Source organism: Streptomyces laculatispora, from assembly GCF_017353455.1.
Classification (GTDB): Bacteria; Actinomycetota; Actinomycetes; order Streptomycetales; family Streptomycetaceae; genus Streptomyces; species Streptomyces laculatispora.
Genome location: NZ_JAFMPZ010000107.1, coordinates 1 through 18,420, shown reverse-complemented (window position 1 = coordinate 18,420; position 18,420 = coordinate 1). Strand labels below are relative to the sequence as shown.

Here is an 18,420-nt window from a genome sequence, read left to right as displayed (position 1 = left end):
GCTCCGGGGCAGGTACGGCTTCCAGGATGTCGCGGACCGGGGGCCGGCCGATCTGTGGGGCCAGGTCCTGGGCAGGCCGGTCGGCCGCCGGAGTGGGCGGGGCGCTCGGCCGCGGCTGCACGGACACACAGCCGGACAGGGCCGTGACCGCCACGGCGACCAGGAGCTTCACGGTGGTTCTGGTTCGATGCACCTGATCAACTCTGCTGGGCGGAACGTCCATTGAGTGAGCCGGAATCCTCGGATTGGTCCGCACGAGTGACCCCGGTCAGCGCGGCGCCCGCGTGTCGCGGCTTCGCGGCGGCGGTGCGGTGCGGTGCGGTGCCCGAGCGTCAGCGCCCGAGCATCCCGCGCAGCAACTCGCCGAAGCCGGTGCGCAGCTCCGCCTCGGACGGCACGGAACGGGTGGAGGAGCCGGCCGCGCACGAGAACATCAGCCCCTCGCACCAGGCCACCAGGGACAGGGCGTGCCGTTCGGGCTCAAGCGATCCGGCCGCCGTCATCAGCGCCACCAGCGGTTCGCGNNGACGGGGCGGCAGGTCCGGACGGGTTGGCGGTGGTGCCGGCGTCGGCCGCGCCGGGGGCGGGCACCGAGGCGGCCGTGCCGGTCTTGTCGGCTGTCGCGCCCGGCGCCGGGAGCTCGCCGGGTGCCAGCACCCGGGACTCGCGCTCCGCCAGGCGGCGCACCGTCGCCTCCAGCAGGGACTGCCGGGTGCGGGCGTAGTTGGACGTCGACCCCTGGGGGAGGCCGGCCCGTTCGTCCACCGCTCGGTGGGTCAGCCCCCGCATGCCGCGCTCGGCCAGCAGGGCGAGTGCGGCGTCGGTGATCAGTTCGGCCCGGGCGGAACCGGTGGTGCGTGTGGCCATGGGCTCAACCTACCGTTGACACTACAGCTGTAGTACCGTGATTCCACTACAGGTGTAGTTCCGAAGGCCGGGATCGAGGAGGAGTCATGGACACGCCCCGCGCGGTCATCATCGGCAGCGGAGTCGGCGGTCTCACCGCGGCGGTGGCCCTGCACCGGTCCGGCTGGCAGGTCACCGTGCTGGAGCGGGCCGGTTCGCTGGAGCCCGTCGGCGCCGGAATCAGCCTCGCCCCCAACGCGCAGCGCGCCCTGGACGTCATCGGGCTCGGCGACGAGATCAGGTCCCTGGCCGCCTGGCAGGGCGAGGGCGGCATGCGCTCACCCGACGGCCGCTGGCTCTCCAGGACCGACAGCGCCGCCGCGGCCGAGCGGTTCGGCGGTCCGCTCGTCCTGCTGCACCGGGCCGCCCTGATCGACCGCGTCGCCGCCGGGCTTCCCGCGTCCGCCGTCCGCACCGGCTGCCCGGCCCACCTTGTGGACCCGGGCGCCGCGGGCGGACGCCCGGCCGTGATCGGGACTCCGGACGGGCCCGTCGAGGCCGATCTCGTGATCGGCGCCGACGGCATCCACTCGGCCGTACGGGGCATCCTCTTCCCGGACCATCCCGGTCCGTCGTACGCGGGCTTCACCACCTGGCGCGTCCTCGTCCCCGCGCCCGCCGAGTCCTTCGCCCCGCATGAGACCTGGGGCCGTGGCGCGCTCTGGGGCAGCCAGCCGCTCAAGGACGGCCGGATCTACGCCTACGCGGCGGCCGTCGCCCCGGCGGGTGCGCGGGCCGCCGACGACGAGCGGGCGGAACTGCTGCGCCGGTTCGGCGACTGGCACCAGCCGGTCCCCGGGATCATCGCCGCCGCCGAACCCGGAGGCGTCCTCCGTAACGACGTCCACCAGATGACCGACCCGCTCCCCGCCTTCCACCGGGGCCGCACGGTGCTCGTCGGGGACGCCGCCCACGCCATGGCTCCCACCCTGGGCCAGGGCGGCAACCAGGCCATCGAGGACGCGATCGTGCTCGCCCACCACGTGGCACCGGGCACGGACCTGGGCGCGGGCCTCGCCGCGTACACCGCAGACCGGCTGCCCCGGACCACCGCCGTAGTCCGCAAGGCGGCGCAGGTCTCACGGCTGATGCGGCTGTCCGGGCCCGTCTCCGTCGCGGTACGCGACTTCGTGATGTCCACGGCCTCCCGGCTCGGACCGGGCCTGGTCCTGCGCACCTTCGACGGCATCGCCGACTGGCGGCCGCCGCGGCCCACGTATGCTGCCGGGACGAACGACGCGCCGGTACGACCGCGGTGGACCATCACGGACGAGAACCGCGACGCACGGCGCTGAACAGCAAGAGGGGGACCCTGTGAAGGTCGGCTGCATCGGGCTCGGCGACATCGCGCAGAAAGCGTATCTGCCAGTACTCACCACCCTGCCGGGGATCGAACTGCATCTGCAGACCCGCACCCCCGCCACCCTGGCGGCGGTTGCCGAGACCCACCGGATTCCGGCCGCGCAGTGTCACACCGACCTCGAATCGCTGCTCGCCCAGGGGCTGGACGCGGCGTTCGTGCACGCCCCGACCGCAGTACATCCGGAGATCGCCGGGCGGCTGATCGAGGCGGGCGTTCCCACCTACGTCGACAAGCCGCTCGCGTACGGACTCGCGGAGTCCGAGCGACTGGTGGAGCTGGCCGAGGCGCGCGGTGTCGGTCTCGCCGTCGGCTTCAACCGCCGCGTGGCGCCCGGCTACGCCCAGTGCGCCGAGCACCCGCGCGAGCTGATCCTCATGCAGAAGAACCGGGTCGGGCTGCCGGAGGCGCCGCGGACCATGGTCCTGGACGACTTCATCCACGTGGTCGACACCCTGCGCTTCCTGGTACCCGGGCCGGTCGAGCACACCGTCGTACGGGCCAGGATCCGCGACGGCCTGATGCACCACGTCGTGCTCCAGCTGTCCGGCGACGGCTTCACCGCCATCGGTGCGATGAACCGGCTCAGCGGCTCGACCGAGGAACGGCTGGAGGTCTCCGGCCAGGACTCCAAGCGTGAGGTCGTCAACCTCGCCGAGGTGATCGACCACAAGGGGCAGCCGAGCGTACGGCGGCGCGGCGACTGGGTGCCGGTGGCCCGTCAGCGCGGCATCGAGCAGAGCGTGCTGTCGTTCCTGGACGCCGTGCGGGCCGGAAAGCCGCTGAGCGCCCGGGACGCCCTGGAGACGCACGAACTCTGCGAGCGCATCCTGCGCGATCTCGACTGCGCGTAGGGCCTTGCGCAGGGCCGCACGTGGTGGGCAGCTCGTCCGGGACGGGGCGGCCCCTGCCCCCGCCCGCCGTTCCTCCGGATGCGTGCGGACCGGGGCCGATGCAGGCTGAGGAGATGGACCGTCGGCCCGTGGAGGTGACCTCGTGAAGCCCCGCCGCGAGTCCCACGGCTGGAGTGCGCTCCAACCCCCGCCCGGCTACTACTCGGCGGACGGACGTCCGCCCGACGCCATGCAGCGCGCCCTGATCCTCGACTGGGCGGTCAGCCAGCGGATCGCGAGCGGCTGGCGCGTGGAGTCCCGCTCCGCGACCCAGGTCGTCATGGTCCGGGGCCGTCCCCTGAACCATGTGCTGCACGCCGTCCTGACGGTTTTCAGCTGCTTCATGTGGGGCGTGGTGTGGCTGGTGCTGGGCGTGACCAACAAGGTCGAACGGATCGCGCTCACCGCTGACGCCATGGGCGACATCGTCTCCGTGAACGGTCCGGGCCGGAACACGTTCTGAACGCACACCACTCATGAGCCGGACGTGCACGACCCGTGGGTCACTGCGTGGGCTCCGTCCGGGACTCCGGCTCCGTCCCGGACTCCGCTGCCGGGCGGGTGGGCTGTACGGATGCCGCCCCGTCGTCCGCGGCGACCGCACCCACCGGTACGGACCGGCTGGGCCTGCCGCGCACGGACCGTATCCCTTCGAGGGCGCAGAACGCGGCCAGGATGCCCAGTGCGCCGTACAACGGCCAGTCACCCAGCCGGACGTACAGCGTGGTGCCGCCGGCCAGGGGTACGCCGAACACCTCAGCCCCGCTCGTGTCCGTACCGAGCGGAGCACCGACCCGCTCACCCTGCGGGCCGTACACCGCGCTGACACCCGTCAGCGTGGCATGCACCATTGGGCGGCCGTTCTCGGCGGCCCGCAGCGCTCCGAGCGAGGCGTGCTGGGCGGGTGCCCAGCTGTGCTGGAAGGACGAGGTGGAGGACTGGGCGATCAGCAGCTGTGCACCGTCACGGGTCAGCCGCCGGCTCATGTCGGGAAACGCGGACTCGAAACAGACCAGCGGGCCGATGCGCAGCGCACTCGCGCCGGGCAGCGTCATCGTCACCTGCCGTGTGCCGCGCAGCCGGTCCTCGCCGGCCGCCCTGCCCATCGAGGTGGCCCAGCCGAGTGCCGAACGGGCTGGGACGTACTCGCCGAAGGGAACCAGCCGCATCTTGTCGTAACGGTCCCCGGTCAGTCCCCGCGGACCCACCAGCACCGCGCTCTTGAAGATGCCGGTCCGGCCCGACGCATCGGTCTGTTTGGCGTCCACGTTCACCAGCACATCCGCGCCCACCAGCCGCGACAGCGCCGCGATCCGGGCCGCGACATCGGGCCGCCGGACCGGATCGACCCCGACGCTGCTCTCGCCCCACACGACCAGGTCGAGGTCCCGGCCCGCCAGCGAGCGCGTCAGCTCCTCACTGCGGGCGAAACGGCGCTGCACACTGCCGGGCCCCTCGATGACACCGGGCTGCACGACGGCGATCCGCGCCACCCCCGAACGCTCCGGCTGCGGCGCCCACATCCACACCGTGCCCACCGCCACGGCGCCCGCCACGAGCGAGACGACGGCCGCCGTACGGGCGGCCGAGGCCACCAGCAGCACGGTGAGCGCGGTGTTCACCGCCACCACCAGCAGGCTCACCAGCCAGACCCCGCCCACCGAAGCCAGCCGGAGCGCGGGTGTCACCTGCCACTGGCTCGCGCCCAGCAGCCCCCAGGGGCCGCCGAGCGCCTCCCAGGAGCGGGCCAGTTCGATCATCAGCCAGCCGCACGGGACCACGATCACGGCCGCCACCACCGCGGCGGCGGACAGCGGCCCGCGCAGCAGGCGGGAGACCAGCAGGCCCCACGGGGCCCACAGCAGACCGAGCAGGGCCGCGAGCACCACGATGAACACATGGAGACTCGGCATCAGCCAGTGGTGCACGGCCATCATGAAACCGGTACCGCCGAGCCACCCGTCGAGCGCCGCCCGGCGGCCGCTGCCGGCGGACCGGATCAGCAGCAGCAGCGGGACCAGGGCGACGTAGGCGAACCACCACAGCGAGGGAGCGGGGAACGCGAGCGCCGGCAGCGCACCGGCGAGGAGCGCGACGACGCCACGCCACAGGGCGGATCCGAGTATCCGTTCGCCCCACTCGCGCCGCTGCCCGGCCCTGGTCCACATGCCGCGCCTCCTCGTCCTGCCCGCATCGCCGATTCCGTCGGGGACCCGCTCCGGTGTTCTCCCCCAGTGTGGGGCAGCGGAAGCGGACCGGCGCGGATCAGCCGGCGGCGAGGGCGCCCGACAGGCTCCGCCACTTCTCCTGGACGGTCACACCCCGGATCTGCCAGCCGCTGTCCGTGCGGACCAGGTCGAAGGCGTACCGCCCGCCGGAGACGAAGTTCGGTGCGGTCGCACGGGATTCGTCCCCGCCGTTCCCGGCGGCTTCGGCGTCGTTCACGAGCCGCATCGGGTTCAGGTAGTCGGCCTGCACCCGGGCGCCGTCGCCCGGGTAGCCCCCGAGATCCTGGAGGTCGAGGCGGCGGTTGACGATCAGATGCTGCCGAACGGGAAAGAGCAGCATGGTCTGCGAGAGCCATTGCGCGACCTCGGACGCGGGCCCTTCGATGCCGCCCGCGGCGCGGTAGTCGGCGCGGCCGTCCGACGTGAACAGTGCCCGGTAGTCCGCCCATTCGCCGTCGTCCACCGCCACCGCGTAGCCGGTGATCACTGCATCGATGGAGATCCGGTCCATCACGGTCGAGAGATCCACACGCTGCGTCATCGGGTCAGTCTGTGCCCGCGGGAGTCAGGGGCCAAGTGCCGTGCACAGAAGGCCGGCCGGGACCCGCCGCGCGGGCGGCGGTGCCGGAGGCGCGGAAGCACGGCGTCACCCGGGCACCACGGCCACCGGGCCCCGCGCGTGCGTGAGCGTGGTCTGCGCCACCGGCGAGAGGCCGAGCCCCAGTGACTCGCCGCCCCTGCGCCGCCCGATCACCGTCAGGGCCGCGGTCGCCGACGCCGCGACGAGCGTGTGCGACGCGGAGCCGTTGACGGGCTCCCGCACGACCTCGACCCCCGGGTACCGCTCCCGCCGCCCCGCGGTCAGCTCGGCGAGGGTGCGCTCGGCCGAGTCGGCCGCCGCGTCCCGGTCGAACACCGGTCCGCCGGACAGCATCGAGGAGAACATCGTCCAGCCGTGCACGATCCGCAACCGTGCACCGGGGCGCGACGCGGCCGCCTCGAAGGCGAACTCCAGCACCGACTCACTGCTCTCGTCGGCGGCCACGCCCGCAACGACGTCCTGGAAGACCTCCGCCGCCTCCTGCGGGTCGTCCTCCCGCCGCCCGCCGTGGACGACGACCACGGGGCACCGGGCCATGGACGCGGTCGCCAGGCTGTTGGAACCCAGCATCAGGGAGCGGAAACCGCCGAGCCCGCGCGAGCCGACCACCACCATCGACGCGGCGCGGCTGAGCGCGGTCAGTGCCGCCGCCGGGAAGTCGAGCGGCGCGAGGGTCGTGGGACGCAGCCCCGGCGCGATCTCCTTCACCCGGCGGACGGACTCCGTGAGCAGTTCCTCCGCCTCGCGCTGCTGCGCCTCCTGGCCGGCCCGCCGGGTGTGCTGGAGCGCGTGCACGACCACCAGCGCACGTCCCCGGCGGAGCGCCTCGCGGGCCGCCCAGTCCAGTGCCTCGCGGCCGGGCGACGAACCGTCGACCCCGGCGATCACGGGAAGCTCGGTGCTGGTCATGGCTGTCTCCGGAGTCCGCTGGCAGGTGTCCCGTCCGGCACGTGCGCGCCGGGGACGTCCCTCGTACGCTACGGCCGGCCGCTGCCCGTCGCCGAGGCGGGGGCGGCCGGCCGGGTCCGGCACGACGGTGCGCCGAACGCTGTTGTCCTCGTCGGCTGCCGCGCCTGCACCTATGCTCGCGGGATGGAGCAGAGCGAAGTCGTGAAGCGTGTGATCGGCATCCTCACGGAGGCGGGCGAAATGCGCAGGCTCTTGGAGGAGAGCCCGGACCGAGGTGACCCGAGCAACGACTCGACCGTGGTGACCGCCCTCCTGAACGAGACGATGCCGCGGATCGCGATCCCCGAGGACGCCACCATCGAGGACGTGGTGGGGCTGGTCGGCCGCGAGGTCGGGGGAGCGGTGGAGCAGTTGGTCGGCGCGTTCACCCTGGCGTTCGCGATGCTGGCGCAGGTGCACGACTCGGGTCAGACGGATGTGTCGTCCGCGGACGTGCTGCAGGACCTCGCGCTGCGGGCCGAGCAGTTCGGCACCGAGGGCCCGGGGGAAACGGAAGCGTAGGGCCGTCCGGGACGGGCGGCATACTCGTCGGCATGCGCATCGACTTCGACCCCCAGTGCACGGACCGGGGCACGTTCTACCGGCTGCTCACCGCCGTGGTCGTTCCCCGGCCCATCGCCTGGATCTCCACCGTCACCCCGGACGGCGAAACGGCCAACCTCGCACCTGCGAGGTTCCACGGAAAGCGATGACGGATCGTCGACGTTAGCGCAGGTCGGAGGGTGTGACAACGTCTGGGTTGGCTTGATTGGCCACTCTCGCTGTGCCGCTGAGACCTGTCTTGATATGGGACGCCTGGACGAGCAGTTGGCCGCGTCCGGCGGCCGGTTTGCCGCGAGCTTGGAACACGAGTCCGAACGGGACGCCGACAACCGTCCCGACACCCGGGGACAGGCCGACTCCACCTTCGGGGCCCGCATCCTGCACGGCACCGTCACCCAGGCCGCAGTCGTCGACGACGACGCCGACCGCAGCCTCGCGCTCACCCCCGAGGACCGCCGCGCCCTGACAGCAATCCCCACCGACGGCCACGGACACACCATCCGCCTCTCCATGCTGCGCGCCTACCGCGTCACAGCGGTCCACGGCGACGACCAGGACATCCTGATCACTGGCCTGCCCCTGCACCCGGTGGAAGAGACCGTCCACCGTCTCGAAGCCGTCGAAGCCGTCGAAGCCGCGCTGTTCGGCGCGGCCCTCGTGATCACCGGCATCGTCGGAGTCCTGTGGGTACGGGTCTCCCTGCGCCCCCTCCAGCGGGTCACCGCGCGGGCGGCGGAGGTGGCCGGACTCCCGCTGGCCAGCGGCGAGATCGCCATGCCGGGCCCCCTTCCGGACACCGACCCCCGCACCGAGGTCGGCCAGGTCGGCGGCGCCCTCAACCACATGCTCGGCCACATCGAGAACGCTCTCACCCGCCGCCAGGCGAGTGAGGAACGCCTCCGCCACTTCGCCGCCGACGCCAGTCATGAACTGCGCACCCCAGTCGCCAACATCCGCGGCCACGCGGAACTCGCCCTGCGCCACCGCGGCCCCGTCCCCACCGAGGTCCGCCACGCACTGGAGCGCATCGACCGTGAATCCCAGCGGATGACACTCCTCGTCGACGAACTGCTGCTCCTCGCCCGCCTGGAAGCCGGACGCCCCCTCGAACAGGAACCGGTCGATCTGACCCTGCTGATCCTGAACGCCACGGACGACGCGCGCGCCGCCGGCCCGGACCACCGCTGGCTCCTCGACCTCCCCGAAGAACCCGTCACCGTCACCGGCGATGCCCACCGGCTCCAGCAGGCCATCGGTAACCTTCTCGTCAACGCCCGCACCCATACCCCACCGGGCACCGAAGTCACCATCGCCCTCACCACCGACCGGGCCACCGTGTCCGTCAGCGTCAGCGACAACGGGCCGGGCATCCCCGAAGAGCTCCAGCCGGAGATCTTCGGCCGCTTTGTCCGCGCGGACCACGCCCGCTCCCGCACCACCGGCAGCACCGGCCTCGGCCTCGCCATCGTCCACGCCATCATCACCGCCCACGGCGGAACCGTCACCGTCACCAGCAACCCCGGACACACCACCTTCCAACTTACGTTTCCCCGCTGACAACGCACGGTCGGCTGCAGCCCCTCAGCGGTCCGGCAAGTGAGACGGGTGAGTCCGCCACGAGTGAAAGGACGCAGCGCTGTTCGGCCTCAGCGGTGTTCAGGAGCAGGGCGGCGGTGCACTTCGCAATCTCGTAGCTGGCCCGTCAGGTCACAGTCGGTGGTCTTGGTGGACAGCACCGGCCAGGGTTGGCCGGCTGCCGACTTCTCGGTACTGGCCAGCGGGGCACGGAGCAGCGTATGTCCAGCTGCCGGCCTAATGAACGGAGCCCGGACACACAGTCGTGCATGTTGTCCAGCCAAGGAGCAATGCTCAAGACCTGTGGATCGGGGCTCGGGTGGCACGCGAAGGGCGTACCTTCCCGAGTGATCGATTGAAGGTCACCGAGTAGGCCGGCGTTCGCAGCGCCGGTCGGGAAGGCACGCCCGTGCTCAGCGTAGTCAACAACGACGGAACCACCGAGACCGGATCCCTGATCGACGAGATCGTCCGCGAGGGCGCCCGGCGGATGCTGGCCGCCGCCCTGGAGGCGGAAGTCAACGCATACATAGCCGAGTTGGCCGGTGAGCGGGACGAGAGCGGTCGCCGCCTGGTCGTGCGCAACGGCCATCACCAGCCGCGGAAGGTCAGCACCTCCGCCGGAGTCGTGGAGGTCAAGGCCCCGCGCGTGAACGACAAGCGCATCGACGAGGCCACAGGCGAACGCAAGCGGTCTCCTCGGCGATCCTGCCGCCCTGGGCACGGAAGTCCCCGAAGATCAGCGAGGTGCTGCCGCTGCTCTACCTGCACGGCCTGTCCTCCGGCGACTTCGTGCCCGCACTCGAGCAGTTCCTCGGCTCCTCGGCCGGCCTCTCGCCCGCCACCGTGACGCGGCTGACCGTCCAGTGGCAGGCCGACCACAGGGCGTTCATGGACCGCGACCTGTCCGCCACCGACTACGTGTACGTCTGGGCCGACGGCGTCCATCTGCGCATCCGCCTGGAGGAGGCGAAGGCCGCGGTCCTGGTGCTGATGGGCGTGCGGGCCGACGGCACGAAGGAACTGATCGCGATGACGGACGGATACCGCGAGTCGTCCGAGGCGTGGGCCGGGCTGCTGCGGGACTGCGCTCGCCGGGGCATGCGAGCCCCGGTCCTGGCCGTCGGCGATGGCGCACTCGGCTTCTGGAACGCACTGAACGAGGTTTTCCCCGACACCCGTCATCAAAGGTGCTGGGTGCACAAAACGGCCAACGTTTTGGACGCCCTGCCGAAGTCGGCCCAGCCCGCGGCCAAGCGCGCGATCCAGGAGATCTACAACGCCGAGGACAAGGAGCACGCGGCCAGGGCCGTCCGTGATTTCGAGCGCGCCTACCAGGCGAAATACCCCAAGGTCATCAAGCGGATCACGGACGACGAGGACGAGCTGCTGGCGTTCTTCGACTTCCCCGCCGAGCACTGGACCCATCTGCGCACCACAAATCCGATCGAGTCGACCTTCGCCACGGTCCGGTTGCGGACGAAGGTCACCAAGGGCGCCGGCAGCCGGGGAGCCGCCCTCGCCATGGTCTTCAAGCTGATCGAATCCGCTCAGGCCCGCTGGCGCGCGGTCAACGCGCCCCATCTCGTGGCGCTGGTGCGGGCCGGCGCCCGTTTTGAGCGCGGCCACTTGGTCGAGTGCCCCGAGGAGGCCGCCGCGTGAATGGCCTCAACGGTGCCGATGACCGTTTCGCCGAGGATGAGCACCAGCGATTCGCCCGCTACCTGCACGAGCTGGCCGTCGTCCGTGACGAAGACGAAGACGATCTGGTGACCAGAATCCTGCGCGACCCGGACACGACGATGGCGCAGTCGGCCATCGTCCGTCACCCCTCGACCGTCGAGCGGCGCTACTGCTGACCGACGAGGGGTTCACCGGCTGGGCCCGCGTGATGGCCGAGATCAGCGCGGAGCGGGAGTTCCTCGCCCGCCGTCTGCGCGAATGGACCCTGCTGCGGTCAATCGCCGTGGGCGAGCCGTGGGGCTCGGAGGAAGTCACCACCGGATCCGACTGGTTCCAGCGCAAGGCCGTCGAAACCCTGCCCTCACCCGCCGTCCTCATCCTGCTCGCCGAGACCGGAAGAACCCGACGCGTCCGCGCTGACGCCAGTCGCCGACTGCGTCAGCGACACCACCGCGACTGACCTGATCCACAGGTCTTGACTATTCCTCCCGGCCCAAGCAGGCGGGAAGGCTGATCCTCTGGGAGAAATACCTCAGTGCCTCCGGTCGGGCCGGTCGGCCCACGGCCTCGCCCTGCCCGGCCCTACTCCGTGTGAGGCATTGCTCGGCAGGGTGGGAGGCGTCAGGAGTTACGAGGTGGCGAAAGGGGACGCTCATGGGCATGGTCACTCTCGGATATGACGGATCTCCTGAGAGCGAGGCCGTCGCTGTATGGGCAGCGGAAAAGGCCAAGAGGGAGGGTAAAGCCCTGCGCGTCGTCTACGCATGGGAGTGGTCGCCCTACTCTCTCGTTCTCAAAGATGCCAAGACAGAAAGACAGTGGGTGGAGAACCTGCCTCGTCAGGCGGCATCGAAGCTTGCGCAGCGCTATAAAGGTCTGAAGGTCACAGGGGAGCGCATCGACGGTCCCCCGGCTGATGCGCTCATCACTCACTGTCACGACAGTGAGATGGTAGTGCTTGGGTCGAGGGCCCTCAGCGGTCCGCGTGGTTTCCTCGTGGGGTCCGTCGCCCAGTCCGTGGCCGCGCGCAGCGACCGCCCGGTGGCGCTCGTCAGGGTTCCAACTCGTCCCCCCGACGGTACCAAGAAGGGTTCCTCACCGATACCGCTCGCCGAGCGCCGCGAAGTACTCCTCGGCGTCGACGGCACGGCCGACAGCGACAGCCTGTTCGCCGTTGCCTTCGGGGAGGCCGCTCAGCGCGGACAGGCACTACGTGTTGTTCACGGCTGGAGACTGCCAGGTATAGCGGCGGTGGACTGCGGTCTCCTGAGGGACGAACGCAAAGCAGAACTGGTCCGTAAGGAAGAGAAGTGGCTCGACGGTGTTATCCAGCCGTGGGCCGAGAAGTTTCCCGAGATGAAGGTGATCAAGGATGCTCATCTCGGTAGCCTCGCCGAATATCTGGTACACGTTTCCCATCAAGCCTCGCTGCTCGTGGTGGGCCGCCACGAGCAGAAACATGAACTGGTCGGAACACTGCTGGGGCACGTGACACACGCCGTCATGCACCACGCGCAGGCTCCGGTCATCGTGGTGCCCGAACAATGAGGTGCCCGTCGCGAAGTCGGCACCCGGTCGGGCGATGCGTGAGCTGCTTCAGAACGATCGCAACGGCGAGCAATCGAACCGCAATCAGTGGGTGAGGAAGATGGACGGGCCTGTGATCGTCGGGGCCGATGGGTCGGCCGAGTCCATACAAGCGACGGAGTGGGCGGCACTCGAAGCGGACCGCTGGACACGCCCTCTACGGATAGTGCACGCTTTGAGGCACGCGCATGTGGGAGGGATCCCGACCGTCGGGTGGCTGCCCCCAGGACCCGCCGGGGATGCTCGACGGATTGTTGCGCAGGCCGAAGAGCGAGCACGGAAGGTCTGCCCGGGACTTGCCGTCCACGCCAGCGTCGTCGATGAGGCCCCTGTCGAGCACCTGGTTTCGGCGAGCGACTCTGCCGGCCTCGTCGTTGTCGGAAGCCGCGGCCGCGGGGCGATGGTCGGGCGCCTACTCGGCTCGGTCAGCGGAGCTGTGGCAGCCCGGGCAAAGTGCCCCGTCACGCTGGTACGGCAGGATCGACGGGACGAACAGGGTTGGATCGTAGTCGGATTGGGACGCAGCTCCGCATCGCCCGGGGTGCTGGACTACGCCTTCGACGAGGCGCGCCAACGTAACAGGGGTGTGGCTGTGGTGCATGCGTGGATCTGCCCGCGGAATGTGAGTGCCACGGCCCACACCGGACAGTACGACGAGGCGCGTGACGCACATCGTCGTCAGGCTCAGCAGTGGCTCGACGAGATGGTCGCTGGGGCCGTCGAGCGGCACGAGGGCGTCCCGGTGCGCCGCTTTGCGGTGGAGGGGCGGGCTGGCGATGTCCTCGCGGAAGCCGGCCGGGAGGCGGGACTGTTGGTGATCGGTGGACACTCCCGGCACGCGGGGACTGACCAGCAGCTGGGGAGCGTCGGTCATACGGTGCTCCACCGAGCCGGCTGCACGGTCACACTCGTTGCGTCAAAGGCGTGACCAGTTGCGGGCACCGCCGTACGGACGCCCACGAGCTCTCGGTCTGCTGGGCGAGCCCCTGCCGCTGTCAGCGTCGAACGTCACGAGACGGACCGTTTGCCTGCCTGCCTGCCCGTCCAGCCCGGACTCGGGGCCGGTCGGCCCTTGCACGCTCCGCCCGGCGAACTCAGGCTTTTGGTGGAGCAGTTTCTCGCCCAGGAGGGACCATGCACACCCCCCACCTTGTGAGTGATGTGATGACGCGGCCCGTGGTCGCTGTGAGCCTTGATGCCGGATTCAAGGAGATGGTCGAAACTATGGGGCAGTGGAAGGTGAGCGCGCTGCCGGTTCTGGTGGGTGACGGGCGGGTGGCCGGGGTGGTCTCCGAGGCCGACCTGCTGCCCAAGGAAGAGTTCAGGGACGCGGATCCGAGCCGGTCCGAGCAGATGGACCGTCTCACCGATCTCCGCAAGGCGGGAGCATTGACGGCAGGAGACTCGATGAGCGTTCCAGCCGTCACCATCCACGAGGACGCCACCCTGGCACAGGCCGCGCGGACCATGGCGGTGCGAAAAGTGAAGCGTCTGCCGGTTGTCGATTCCGCAGGCATGCTGAGGGGGATCGTCAGCCGCTCCGACCTGTTGAAGGTGTTCTTGCGGTCCGACGAGGACATCGCGGAGGAGGTGCGCCGAGAGGTCGTGCAGCGTCTCTTCCCAATGCCCCGCGAGAGTGTTCAGGTCACAGTCGAGGAAGGTGTGGTCACGCTCAGCGGCACGATTCGCGACACCGCCCTTGTACCGATCGCCACCCGCCTCGCACGAGCGGTCGAAGGGGTGGTGGATGTCGACTGCAGGCTCCTCGGGCCGGCGGCGGCCCGGCGGGCAGGACCGCCACTGGCCAGGCCTCAGTCCTGAGCTTCAGGACCGTACGCCCTGCACGACGCCCCGGGCTTCCCCGATGTCCGGGCAGGCGGACGGCTGCGTTCCGGGTTGGGTAGATCGAGCCAACGAGCTGTGCCGGGAGTAACGGTGCTTGTCCGACCTCCGAGAGCCACGCATATGGGGTCCCCGTCGGAATCCGGGACGCCGACTCGCACTCGTTCGGCCCGGAACCGCAGGTCCACGTCCCAGTGGCCGCGGTAGCGGATACCGACCCGGAACTTCGAAAACTGCGGCAGAGGCGAGGGATCCAGCCGCAGGGCGTCGCCACTGGCCTCCAGGCCGGTCAGACCGCGCTGTACGAGGTCCAGGGTGCCGGCCATCGCACCGAGATGGATGCCTTCCGGCGTGGTACCGCCCTGGGTGTCTGCCACGTCCCCGGTCAGGGCCTCCTCTGCGAATGCCCATGCGTCGTCCCGGCGGGCCCGGGCCAGCACCCAGGCGTGGACCAGAGCGCTGAGGGTGGAGCCGTGAGAGGTGCGGCGTAGGTAGTAGTCGACGGTGTTCCGCCACATGTCGTCGTCGAGGTGGTGGCCGAGTTGCCGGAAGAGGCCCGCGAGTTCTCGGGGCGGGAAGAGGTAGCCCAGCATCAGCACGTCTGCCTGTTTTGACGCCTTGTAGCGGTTGACCGTGTCGCCCTCGGCCTCCAGGATGCGGTCCAGCCTGCGGATGTCGCCGTAGCGCTTGCGATACCACGCCCAGTCGAGCTCAGCCAGTTCCCCGTATCCGGCGAACTGGCTGATGATTCCGTGGTGATAGGGAACGTGGAGCTTGTGAGCGACGTGCTCCCAGCGCTCCGGCTCGTCGCTCGCGATTTGGAGGCGTTCGTACAACTCGTGCCGCCGGGAGTCCGGCAGCACGCGGCACACGTCGAGCGCTCTCATCAGGACCCACGCTGCGGTGACGTTCGTGTAGGTGTTGTCATCAAGGCCCGGTGCGGTGGCCCCTGGGTAACCGTCGTGGTACTCGTCGGGTCCGACGACGCCCCGTACCCGGTACCGGACGAGTGACGTGTCCCAGACCGCGCTGTCCGCCCAGAGGCGCGCAATCTGAAGCAGTGTCTCCGCGCCCTTGCTGTGGAGGAATTCCGTGTCGCCGCTGGCCTGGCAGTACTGCCACACGTTGTATGCGATCGCCGAACCGACGTGGTGCTGGAGCCGGGAGTGATCGGGCAGCCAGCGCCCGGATCGAGGGTTGAGGTGGAGGTCCTGCGTCTCCTCACGGCCGTCACTGCCGCTCTGCCACGGGTACATCGCCCCAGCCCGGCCCGCCTCCCGTGCGGCCCGGCAGGCCGCAGGCAGCCGCCGGTAACGGTAGGTGAGCAGGGCGCGGGAGACCTCCGGGAAGTGTAGGTTCAGGTACGGGAGGACGAACAGTTCGTCCCAGAAGACGTGTCCCCGGTACGCCTCCCCGTGGAGTCCCCTGGCGGGGACACCGACATCCAGTTCGGCGGTGTGCGGGGAGAGAGTTTGAAGGACGTGGAAGATGTGCAGGCGCAGGATGCGGCCTGCGTCTCCCGGCACGTCCAGTTCCGCACGCCGCCACAGGTGCTCCCAGGCTCGGTGGTGCAAGGCCAGCAGTCGGGGAAAGCCGGGGGCTCGGCGTACCGCTGCGACAGCCGCCTGCCGGGGGCCGCTGATCGCTGGGTCGCCCGAGGTGTACAGGGCGGCCGTCTTGTCCACGGTTACGGTCTGTCCGTCCGCCACTGGGACAGTCAGCGTTCGTGATGCCCAGCGCGCGGTGAGTCGTGTGCGGGAGCGGACCGTGCGGTGGCCGACGGCCCGGGTACGAGCCGCCAGCGCGATGCGGATGTCGGAGCTGACGGTGCTGCAGCGCAGCCAAACCGTGTCGTCCGCCTCCTGCCCGGTGAGCCAGTTGGTCAGGTGCCGATCGGCCAGGTCGTGGTATCGCTCGACCCCGGTGTTCCGCACATCGCCGTCCAGCCCTGCTTCCACCTCCACCTCCCCGGCCCATCCCTCGGCGGTGAACGAGGTGCGCTGGGCCGCCAGGTGGGGATCACCCATGTGTACGAGTCGTTGCTGTTTGACGTGCAGCCGCTGGCTGCGTCCGTCCAGCGCGTATACCGACCGGCGAGTGAGCGTGCCGTGCCGCAAGTCGAGCGTCTGGCGGTGCTCGGTGAGTTCGGCGCTGTCGGGTGAGAGCCATGGGCCAGACGGTGCCCCGGCGGGGCGTACGCGGTAGCGCAGCGGAAGCCAATTGGGCAGGTTGACCATGTCCTCGTTCTCGGTCCGGTGTCCCGCCACGGTGGAGGTGAGCCGGTTGTAGCAGCCAGCCGCGTACGTTCCGGGGTAGTGCGTCGGTCCTGCGTCCGTCTCGGAGGCGGCGCCACGGGTAGCGAAAAGCCCGTTGCCGAGCGTGCACAGCGTTTCGCGTAGTCGCTCCGTCTGTGGGTCGTAGCCCTCGTATGTCCAGGTCCACGCGTGCACGGTCATTCCTCCTCGCCGGTCAGCAGCTCACCGGGGTCGGTCACCACTACATCGGCGCCGGACCGGTGCAGCAGGGCGGCACCCGTACGTTCCGGCGAACGGTCCACGCCGATCACCAGGCCGAAACCGCCGCGCCGACCTGCTTCGACGCCGGCGGGCGCATCCTCGATGACGGCGCTGTCCCGCGCCGGCACGCCGAGACGCCGGGCGGCTTCCAGGAAGAGCGCCGGATCGGGTTTGCCCGGGAGCCCGAGACGGCGGGCCTCGGTCCCGTCCACGACGGTCAGGAGGAGATCGAGGACTCCGGCTGAGGACAGCAGGTCGGTCGCGTGCCGGGACGCCGAAACGGCCGCGCGGGGTACGTGGGCACGGCACAGCGTGTGAAGCAGGCGTACGCTACCGGGCCAGGCAGGGACGGAGTGGTCCTGCAGCCAGGTGTTGAACAGCTGCTCCTTGCGGGCGGCGACGGCCAGCACGGTCTCGGTTCCCGGTCCGTCGTCCGGGTCGCCGAGGGGCAGGGACAGCCCGCACGCGTCGAGGAATGCGGCTGCCCCGTCCTGGCGGGACCTGCCGTCCACGTAGCGGCGGTAGTCGTCCACCTGGTCGAAGGTACGGTCGGCTCCGGCAGCTGCCAGGCAGGCGTCGAACGCGCTCTTCCACGCCGTCGCGTGTGCTCCGGCGGACTCGATGATGACACCGTCGGTGTCGAGGACCACGGCCCGTACGGAGCGCAAACACGAAGCCAGGGCCTGGTTCGCAGTCGCGCTCGTATCGGACATCGTTTCCTCCGAGTCCCCGGAACACCCGCTCGGGCGGTGGTCCTCAGGTGTGGTGTGTCTCCTCTCCACCGTCCCCGCGCTCGACCACCTCCGCCAACGCACCGAAGGGCCCCGCCCGAGGGCCGGACGGCCCGGACGACGGCCCCGGCCAGCCCCAGCGCGCTGCCCGCCCCGAGGACGATGGTGAAAGCCAGTGCTCCGCCGATCTCGACCGAGGGGCGCGAGATGAGATTCCGTACGGCCGGGGATGTGATGACGGGGGTTGTCGTCAGCGTGGGGTACGCCACCCCGGCCGGGGATGCGGCCGGACTGCTGGCGGAGCACGGTGTTGGTGGACTGCCGGTGGTGGACGATGACGACCGCGTGATCGGGGTCGTTGCCCGGACCGACCTGACGCGATACCGCGCCGGGCCCGGCTTCTCCCCTGTGTGTGAAGTGGTGACGCTGCCCGGGCGGCGCACTGTCGGAGAGCTGATGTCGGCCCCGGCGGTCACCATCCGGGCAATCGACACCGTCGCCCTGACGGGCCGCGTCATGGCTGCCCGGGGTATCGGCCGGATCCCGGTGGTGGACGAGGAGGCACGGCTCATCGGCATGATCACTCGGCGCGATCTGCTGCGGGTCTTTGTCCGCCCTGACTCCGAACTCCGCGATGAAATCATCGATGACGTCATGGCCCGCGCCCTGTTTCTGTATCCAGGTCCGCCCACCGTGTCGGTCCAGGACGGCGTGGTGACGCTGCACGGATGTCTGGAGCGGGAGGGAGATGCGTCCGTCGCGGCGCAGATGGCGGCCCGGGTCGACGGAGTGGTGGCGGTGGTAAACCGTCTCACCGGTCGGCGCGCACATGCTCCGGAATGAGGTGCGACGGCCGTGACAGCGACAACGGACCTGTTTGACGGACTGCCGGCCTGCCTACCGACCAGCGCGAGCGGCTGCGGGAAGTCGTATCGGACGTGTCGTTCCACGCGGCAACCGGATCTTAGCTTGTTATTTATGGTCCG

General features: G+C 70.3%; 16 protein-coding genes and 4 pseudogenes. 13 read left to right on the top strand and 7 right to left on the bottom strand.

Annotation, left to right across the window (positions count from 1 at the left end; all coding sequences use genetic code 11):
* Both J1C73_RS06455 and J1C73_RS06450 read right to left on the bottom strand, forming a co-directional pair.
* Positions 1-193, bottom strand: a pseudogene (locus tag J1C73_RS06455) (hypothetical protein); the annotation flags it as partial.
* Positions 194-332: 139 nt separating this feature from the next.
* Positions 333-867: pseudogene (locus J1C73_RS06450) on the bottom strand (TetR/AcrR family transcriptional regulator).
* A gap of 86 nt (positions 868-953) precedes the next feature.
* Here J1C73_RS06450 and J1C73_RS06445 point away from each other — a divergent pair.
* The 3 genes from J1C73_RS06445 (at position 954) to J1C73_RS06435 (ending at position 3,622) form a co-directional block, all read left to right on the top strand.
* Positions 954-2,201 carry an FAD-dependent monooxygenase gene (locus J1C73_RS06445; RefSeq protein ID WP_207315477.1) on the top strand — a complete coding sequence of 416 codons (1,248 nt, stop codon included), beginning with the start codon at positions 954-956 and terminating at the stop codon, positions 2,199-2,201.
* 19 nt (positions 2,202-2,220) lie between these two features.
* Entirely contained in the window at positions 2,221-3,120 is a 900-nt protein-coding gene (locus J1C73_RS06440; RefSeq protein WP_123467986.1) for a Gfo/Idh/MocA family protein, read from the top strand.
* Between the two features lie 142 nt (positions 3,121-3,262).
* Complete coding sequence (locus J1C73_RS06435) at positions 3,263-3,622, top strand: DUF8108 domain-containing protein (protein WP_207315476.1); 360 nt, start codon at positions 3,263-3,265, stop codon at positions 3,620-3,622.
* 40 nt (positions 3,623-3,662) lie between these two features.
* Here the strand turns inward: J1C73_RS06435 and lnt are convergent, their stop codons facing one another.
* The 3 genes from lnt to J1C73_RS06420 form a co-directional block, all read right to left on the bottom strand.
* A complete protein-coding gene (gene lnt / locus J1C73_RS06430) occupies positions 3,663-5,327 on the bottom strand; it encodes an apolipoprotein N-acyltransferase (RefSeq protein WP_207315475.1) in 1,665 nt (554 codons plus the stop codon).
* Positions 5,328-5,424: 97 nt separating this feature from the next.
* Complete coding sequence (locus J1C73_RS06425; RefSeq protein WP_207315474.1) at positions 5,425-5,928, bottom strand: nuclear transport factor 2 family protein; 504 nt, start codon at positions 5,926-5,928, stop codon at positions 5,425-5,427.
* Between the two features lie 105 nt (positions 5,929-6,033).
* Entirely contained in the window at positions 6,034-6,897 is an 864-nt protein-coding gene (locus J1C73_RS06420) for a universal stress protein (protein ID WP_207315473.1), read from the bottom strand.
* A 183-nt stretch (positions 6,898-7,080) separates the two neighbouring features.
* Between J1C73_RS06420 and J1C73_RS06415 the strand changes: the two genes are divergently transcribed.
* The 9 genes and pseudogenes from J1C73_RS06415 to J1C73_RS06375 all read left to right on the top strand — a co-directional run bounded on the left by J1C73_RS06415 (position 7,081) and on the right by J1C73_RS06375 (position 14,166).
* Positions 7,081-7,458 carry a hypothetical protein gene (locus tag J1C73_RS06415; protein WP_123469641.1) on the top strand — a complete coding sequence of 126 codons (378 nt, stop codon included), beginning with the start codon at positions 7,081-7,083 and terminating at the stop codon, positions 7,456-7,458.
* 32 nt (positions 7,459-7,490) lie between these two features.
* Positions 7,491-7,634: pseudogene (locus J1C73_RS06410) on the top strand (flavin reductase family protein); the annotation flags it as partial.
* Between the two features lie 109 nt (positions 7,635-7,743).
* Entirely contained in the window at positions 7,744-9,057 is a 1,314-nt protein-coding gene (locus J1C73_RS06405; RefSeq protein ID WP_207315472.1) for a sensor histidine kinase, read from the top strand.
* A gap of 427 nt (positions 9,058-9,484) precedes the next feature.
* Positions 9,485-10,737 (top strand): annotated as a pseudogene (locus tag J1C73_RS06400) (IS256 family transposase).
* Positions 10,734-10,934, top strand: a complete 201-nt coding sequence (locus J1C73_RS06395; protein WP_207315471.1) for a hypothetical protein — start codon at positions 10,734-10,736, stop codon at positions 10,932-10,934. The pseudogene J1C73_RS06400 and the gene J1C73_RS06395 overlap by 4 nt, the downstream one beginning before the upstream one ends.
* 32 nt (positions 10,935-10,966) lie before the next feature.
* Positions 10,967-11,218 carry a hypothetical protein gene (locus J1C73_RS06390; protein WP_207315470.1) on the top strand — a complete coding sequence of 84 codons (252 nt, stop codon included), beginning with the start codon at positions 10,967-10,969 and terminating at the stop codon, positions 11,216-11,218.
* Positions 11,219-11,418: 200 nt separating this feature from the next.
* Entirely contained in the window at positions 11,419-12,306 is an 888-nt protein-coding gene (locus tag J1C73_RS06385; protein ID WP_207315469.1) for a universal stress protein, read from the top strand.
* A gap of 34 nt (positions 12,307-12,340) precedes the next feature.
* Positions 12,341-13,273, top strand: coding sequence for a universal stress protein (locus J1C73_RS35905; protein ID WP_207315468.1), 933 nt, complete (start codon positions 12,341-12,343; stop codon positions 13,271-13,273).
* 206 nt (positions 13,274-13,479) lie between these two features.
* Complete coding sequence (locus J1C73_RS06375; RefSeq protein ID WP_207315467.1) at positions 13,480-14,166, top strand: CBS domain-containing protein; 687 nt, start codon at positions 13,480-13,482, stop codon at positions 14,164-14,166.
* Here J1C73_RS06375 and J1C73_RS06370 read toward each other — a convergent pair.
* Positions 14,157-16,643, bottom strand: coding sequence for a glycoside hydrolase family 65 protein (locus J1C73_RS06370; RefSeq protein WP_207315466.1), 2,487 nt, complete (start codon positions 16,641-16,643; stop codon positions 14,157-14,159). The genes J1C73_RS06375 and J1C73_RS06370 overlap by 10 nt on opposite strands.
* Entirely contained in the window at positions 16,640-17,416 is a 777-nt protein-coding gene (locus J1C73_RS06365; RefSeq protein WP_207315465.1) for an HAD family hydrolase, read from the bottom strand. Before J1C73_RS06365 ends, J1C73_RS06370 begins: the two co-directional genes overlap by 4 nt.
* Before the next feature lie 180 nt (positions 17,417-17,596).
* On the opposite strand from J1C73_RS06365, the gene J1C73_RS06360 reads away from it, so the two are divergent.
* Positions 17,597-18,277 carry a CBS domain-containing protein gene (locus tag J1C73_RS06360; RefSeq protein ID WP_307797614.1) on the top strand — a complete coding sequence of 227 codons (681 nt, stop codon included), beginning with the start codon at positions 17,597-17,599 and terminating at the stop codon, positions 18,275-18,277.
* Positions 18,278-18,420: the final 143 nt, after the last annotated feature.

Bases quoted from the DNA above. Each gene is read 5' to 3' on its own strand.
- J1C73_RS06445 (WP_207315477.1), top strand. From the start codon at position 954: ATGGACACGCCCCGCGCGGTCATCATCGGCAGCGGAGTCGGCGGTCTC.
- lnt (WP_207315475.1), bottom strand. From the start codon at position 5,327: ATGTGGACCAGGGCCGGGCAGCGGCGCGAGTGGGGCGAACGGATACTC.
- J1C73_RS06425 (WP_207315474.1), bottom strand. From the start codon at position 5,928: ATGACGCAGCGTGTGGATCTCTCGACCGTGATGGACCGGATCTCCATC.
- J1C73_RS06420 (WP_207315473.1), bottom strand. From the start codon at position 6,897: ATGACCAGCACCGAGCTTCCCGTGATCGCCGGGGTCGACGGTTCGTCG.
- J1C73_RS06415 (WP_123469641.1), top strand. From the start codon at position 7,081: ATGGAGCAGAGCGAAGTCGTGAAGCGTGTGATCGGCATCCTCACGGAG.
- J1C73_RS06405 (WP_207315472.1), top strand. From the start codon at position 7,744: ATGGGACGCCTGGACGAGCAGTTGGCCGCGTCCGGCGGCCGGTTTGCC.
- J1C73_RS06390 (WP_207315470.1), top strand. From the start codon at position 10,967: ATGGCCGAGATCAGCGCGGAGCGGGAGTTCCTCGCCCGCCGTCTGCGC.
- J1C73_RS06385 (WP_207315469.1), top strand. From the start codon at position 11,419: ATGGTCACTCTCGGATATGACGGATCTCCTGAGAGCGAGGCCGTCGCT.
- J1C73_RS35905 (WP_207315468.1), top strand. From the start codon at position 12,341: ATGCGTGAGCTGCTTCAGAACGATCGCAACGGCGAGCAATCGAACCGC.
- J1C73_RS06375 (WP_207315467.1), top strand. From the start codon at position 13,480: ATGCACACCCCCCACCTTGTGAGTGATGTGATGACGCGGCCCGTGGTC.
- J1C73_RS06370 (WP_207315466.1), bottom strand. From the start codon at position 16,643: ATGACCGTGCACGCGTGGACCTGGACATACGAGGGCTACGACCCACAG.
- J1C73_RS06365 (WP_207315465.1), bottom strand. From the start codon at position 17,416: ATGTCCGATACGAGCGCGACTGCGAACCAGGCCCTGGCTTCGTGTTTG.
- J1C73_RS06360 (WP_307797614.1), top strand. From the start codon at position 17,597: ATGGTGAAAGCCAGTGCTCCGCCGATCTCGACCGAGGGGCGCGAGATG.